At 43.3% G+C, this 1,007-nt stretch carries 1 pseudogene and 1 riboswitch; the pseudogene reads left to right on the forward strand.

What is annotated here, in order from left to right:
* Positions 1–407 (forward strand): annotated as a pseudogene (locus R7E00_RS25380) (hypothetical protein); the annotation flags it as partial.
* Positions 408–833: 426 nt separating this feature from the next.
* Positions 834–938: riboswitch (cyclic di-GMP riboswitch) on the forward strand.
* Positions 939–1,007 lie beyond the last annotated feature (69 nt).

A 1,007-nucleotide genomic window follows, 5' to 3' on the forward strand; every position in this document is an offset into this window, starting at 1 on the left:
AGCAAGGCTTTGGAGAAGTTTACCACCTAGAAGGCGGCATTCTTAAATACCTTGAAGAAGTTCCACAAGAAGAGAGCATGTGGGAAGGCGATTGTTACGTGTTTGACGGTCGTGTGGCTGTCAACCACCAGCTTGAGAAAGCCGATTACGATTTGTGTAACGCTTGTCGATTACCGATCACAGAAGAAGACAAGCAGTCTGAATTGTTTGAGCAAGGCGTGAGCTGCCCGAAATGTCACGGCAAACATTCAGAAGAGCAAGTTGCGCGATTCCGCGAGCGCGAAAAGCAAGTATCATTAGCCAATCAACGAGGCGAGCAGCACGTTGGTGGTGAAAGTGCTAAACAACGTGCGCAGCGACGCGAAGCAAAGCTAGCGAAAAAAGCAGCTCAACGTAAACAAGCTTAAGTGACTCAATAGACTTTCGGCGGGCCGTAACCCATACAGCTCGCCCTCTTTTTTTACAATCACTATTTATTCACTCTCCCACTAACATTCAAGCAAAACATTTACGTTTCAAATCGAACTCGACAACAGTAAACACACCTAAAAAAACCACCAAGAGCACAATCGCACTTAGCCCTGAGCACTTCCCCCTCATCAGTGTTAGCAGCAAAACAAACTCAAAAACCATACCAATAGAATGCTCAGAATTTCATTCATAAAATCAATTAAAAACACCTAAAAATAAATATTTTCAGATAGTTAAATTACATACAATTACAAAGGTCATTCGTTTATTTAGCAAATGGATATTAAATTGCGAGAACGATTCCACAAGGAGATGAATTATTTTTATTTGCCCAGATTCATACGCTACATTCCGAGTGCTCAATCACATTTCGGCAAACCATTCGAAAGGGTGGGACGCAAAGCTTCCGGTCTTCCAGCACTGCTTAACTAGTCAACACTAGTGCTTAAGATAGCGGGGTTGCCACTTTCTATCTGTATCTAATGAGTTCCAATTAGATGCGGACGAGAGTGCTCTGCATGCGCCGAGTTGTGGCA

Source organism: Vibrio sp. Vb1755 (assembly GCF_033338635.1).
In the GTDB taxonomy this organism is placed as follows: domain Bacteria; phylum Pseudomonadota; class Gammaproteobacteria; order Enterobacterales; family Vibrionaceae; genus Vibrio; species Vibrio alginolyticus.